The 3,391-nt window shown below is 58.3% G+C and carries 4 protein-coding genes and 1 pseudogene; 1 reads left to right on the top strand and 4 read right to left on the bottom strand.

What is annotated here, in order from left to right:
* Positions 1–257: pseudogene (locus BG83_RS29875) on the top strand (type II restriction endonuclease); the annotation flags it as partial.
* Between the two features lie 390 nt (positions 258–647).
* Here the strand turns inward: BG83_RS29875 and BG83_RS0116535 are convergent.
* The 4 genes from BG83_RS0116535 to BG83_RS0116520 form a co-directional block, all read right to left on the bottom strand.
* Positions 648–1,136, bottom strand: coding sequence for a DUF411 domain-containing protein (locus BG83_RS0116535; protein ID WP_024977761.1), 489 nt, complete (start codon positions 1,134–1,136; stop codon positions 648–650).
* Between the two features lie 33 nt (positions 1,137–1,169).
* The gene (copD, locus tag BG83_RS0116530) at positions 1,170–2,099 is read right to left on the bottom strand and encodes a copper homeostasis membrane protein CopD (protein ID WP_012755711.1); all 930 of its coding nucleotides are present in this window, start codon (positions 2,097–2,099) and stop codon (positions 1,170–1,172) included.
* 4 nt (positions 2,100–2,103) lie between these two features.
* The gene (copC, locus tag BG83_RS0116525; RefSeq protein ID WP_012755710.1) at positions 2,104–2,490 is read right to left on the bottom strand and encodes a copper homeostasis periplasmic binding protein CopC; all 387 of its coding nucleotides are present in this window, start codon (positions 2,488–2,490) and stop codon (positions 2,104–2,106) included.
* Between the two features lie 34 nt (positions 2,491–2,524).
* A partial coding sequence (locus tag BG83_RS0116520; protein ID WP_024977760.1) for a copper resistance protein B occupies positions 2,525–3,391 on the bottom strand: 867 nt, incomplete at its 5' end.

The following is a 3,391-nucleotide window of genomic DNA, read 5'->3' as shown; positions in this document are numbered from 1 at the left end:
CCATCTACTCGGGCATCGTACGACTGCTAGATCTGGCTTTGGGCACAGATCAAGCGACAAGGAAACACCTATTCCTGGTGGCTCCAGATGCCAGAGAGGCGGACGTGCGCGCCCAACTCGCACGTCCCGCTTTCCGCAGGGTTGCAGAACTAGGCATTCGCTATGTTCCCTATACCAGTCTCACCGAACACCGAGATAGCATTGCGCGTTTTGGCGTGGGGATCAAGCCGATCGAAGCTATCGCTCGAACGCTGTAGTCAGCGGCGAGAAACACGGCGAATTCCTAGCGGTGCGTGACACAAGGCACCCTGGAACCTGCGGCAGATCATGGGTTCCCAGAGCTTCGTCGCAAAGCGCGTCGACGTGGTTTCTTACTACGGCGGCCATGAATAGCGGCACGCGCGTCTGCGTGCCGTCTTACGCCATGTTTGCGGCGCAGGTACCAAGCGAAACCCACTAGGAGAACAATCCATGTGACGAAGACGAGAGCCATTGCCGCGAGTACATCGGCAGGCAGGTCGGCCACCGACATGTTCCTCATGACCGCTCCTGGTGAGCCAACCAGTGATTGCGTCGGTGTATCGCCAGATTTGTTGGCCACATACATGGTGAACCCATCGTTTTCACGGCCAACGTCTTCTATTCGTTCAGCTGTACGCTTGGAACACAGTGGATGTCCCATCCAAACCGATCAGTAATACGTTGTACGGCATACGTCGATTACCGTACGCCGGACCGTCCATGCCAGGCGCACCGATGGGCATGCTGGGGACCGCCAGCCCGATTGCCTTAGGGCGTTCCCGCAATAGGCGCTTGATCTCGCGCGCAGGCACATGGCCTTCCACGGCATAGCCCTGCACGGCTGCCGTATGGCACGAGGCGTAGCGATCGGGAATGCCTGTCTTGCGTCGAGCCTCGACGGTGTCTTCGACGTCGTGTGTGACTACATCGAATCCGTTGTCCCGCAGGTGGGACAACCAATCCTTGCAGCATCCACAACCCGGCGTCTTCCAAACTTGGAATGTAGGCTTTGGCTCAGACTTCTGCGCCAAAGCTATGGCAGGCAAGAGAGCCAGGCCGACCATCAGAGATCGCCTAGACGCGGATATAGACTGCGAGTTCAATGGCGTTGTCATGGAGCGTTGAATGGCTACACGAAAATGACGGAATTAGGTCCCAGGCGGAGAAAGCACCCCGAGCCACGCAACCAAAGCAAGTATCACGACGGCGAGGCTGGCCTCCGTGAGCAGGCTGCGGCGCAGTGTCATGACTGCGCCAGCGTGGTCGCCGCTGCGCATTGCGATTTCAAGTTGCGGACTCAACAGGTAACGGTTGGCTGCCGCCAGCCCGAGCATAAGCCCAAACAGTGCCAACTTGGCCAACAACAGGACGCCGTATGCCGAAGTGGCCAACCCGTCGATTGTTGGGCCCACGATCAACAGATAGTTGACGACGCCCGTTGCGAGCAGCGTGGCGACAATCAATGTCCCAAGACGGGCGAAGCCGTTGGACGTGTGGTTGAGGATTTCCACCGACTCCAATGAAGCCGCCTGCTGCGCCCGCGCAAGCAACACAAACGCTGTCAGCGATCCAACCCATGCACCCGCGGCTAACAAGTGGGCGATGTCGGCCGTGATGTGGACGTATCCACGCGAACCGTCGTGCATCGCGCCATGCCCTGCCCAGGCCACTGTTGCCAGCGCTACCGCCCCCAGAACAGCAAAGATATCAAAGTGCAGAGTTGGCATCCTACGCACACACATGACGATGATTAAACAAGCCGCCAGGGCTGCGATACGAACCAACCACCCAATGCCAACCGCAGTGCTACTCAGCATCATGCCGAAGACGTGGCTGCTCAACTCCGCGTATTCGGCGGCTCCGGTCATCGCTTTGGCCGTCACTACGATACTCCAGAGAGACAGCACAATACCGGAAGCTGCGGCGACGCCAATGGCGCAGACATACCGGCGCGCAATCGCTGAGCTCCGATGATCGGGGCGCAAGGCGTAAGCACCGAACAGCGAGACTCCAAACAGGATCGTCAGATCCACGTACAGCGCAAAGCGCAGGGCGATATTGAGCCAGTCGTCTGCCATAACTTTACTTCACCTTGAACGAGAAGTTTCCCGTCATCGGGTGCGTATCCGACGAGACAGCACGCCATTCGACCTTGTAGGTTCCCGTCATCAGCGGCTGTGCGGGCGTGATGACCATCGTCTTGGGGTCATCGTCGGCGGCGACCTTCGCGGCGACTTTCATGGCGTCGTGACTGGACATGCCAGGCATCTCCGTCATAACGAGATTAGCCCCCGAGAATTGCGTCGAGAGATTTTCCGAGAACTTAAGCTCGATCTTTGCCGGCGCGGCGACTTCCGCTTTGTCAGCAGGCGTCGAAGACAGCAGCTTAGGATGCGCGAATGCGGCCGTGCTGGCGAAAATGGCCGATGCCGCGACAGCGATGCTTGCGATGTAACGAGGGGTCAACATGTCAATACCTCCTGGTGGTGTAAATAGAGAATGGCTAGTACCAAACACGCAGGCCTGCCACAAATCGGGTCTCACCGCTTCGGCCGCCATCTGCCCGAATCATGTTGGCGGTGTTGCCAAAAGTCTGATACCGCTCGACGCCGATGTAAGGCGCGAATTGCCGACTGAACTCGTAACGCAAACGCAATCCGACGCTAGCGCTGGACAGGCCGCTGCCGATCTCCAAAGCCGGATCATTCTTTCCGTAGAGGTTCGCCTCCACGCGCGGTTGTAGGATAAGGCGCTGAGTCAGCAGCAACTCATACTCCGTGGACAACCGCAGGGCGGTACGACCACTGTTACCAACGTATGCAGTGGCCTGGATGTTGAACCAGTATGGCGCCAGACCTTGCACACCGAAAGCCGCCCAGTTCCGCGCTGGACGCCCCGAGCCAACGTCATTGCGAATCCCAAGCTGGGTGTCCCAGAACGTCGTGATCGCATGCCCCCATAGCAACTCGGTACGCGCCTCCTCGAGTCGACCTTTTTTCACATCGCCTTCCGCCTTCAGCACGACCTTGTCGTAAGTGCTTCCGTACCACGCTTGCGCTTCGTAAGAAGCGGCGTTGGAGTTGGGGCCGCGTACCCACTCCAGGCGATCAATCAAGAACGATCCAAAATTGTGCTCATCGGCCATCATGAGCTGGCGGGTATTGCCCAGCGCGAACTTTCCGACACCCAACTGATATCCACCCGAGTATGCATTCGGATCCCGCGCATCAGGAGGCGGTGAGCCGCCTTGCATTTGCATCGAACCATGATCCATACCCTGCATTGAGCCCTGATCCATACCCTGCATTGAGCCCTGGTCCATACCCTGCATTGAGCCCTGGTCCATACCCTGCATTGAGCCCTGGTCCAT

This window comes from Ralstonia pickettii (genome assembly GCF_000607165.1).
GTDB lineage: Bacteria > Pseudomonadota > Gammaproteobacteria > Burkholderiales > Burkholderiaceae > Ralstonia > Ralstonia holmesii.
Note: the sequence above shows the minus strand (reverse complement) of the source record. Positions and strands in the feature narration are given on the sequence as shown.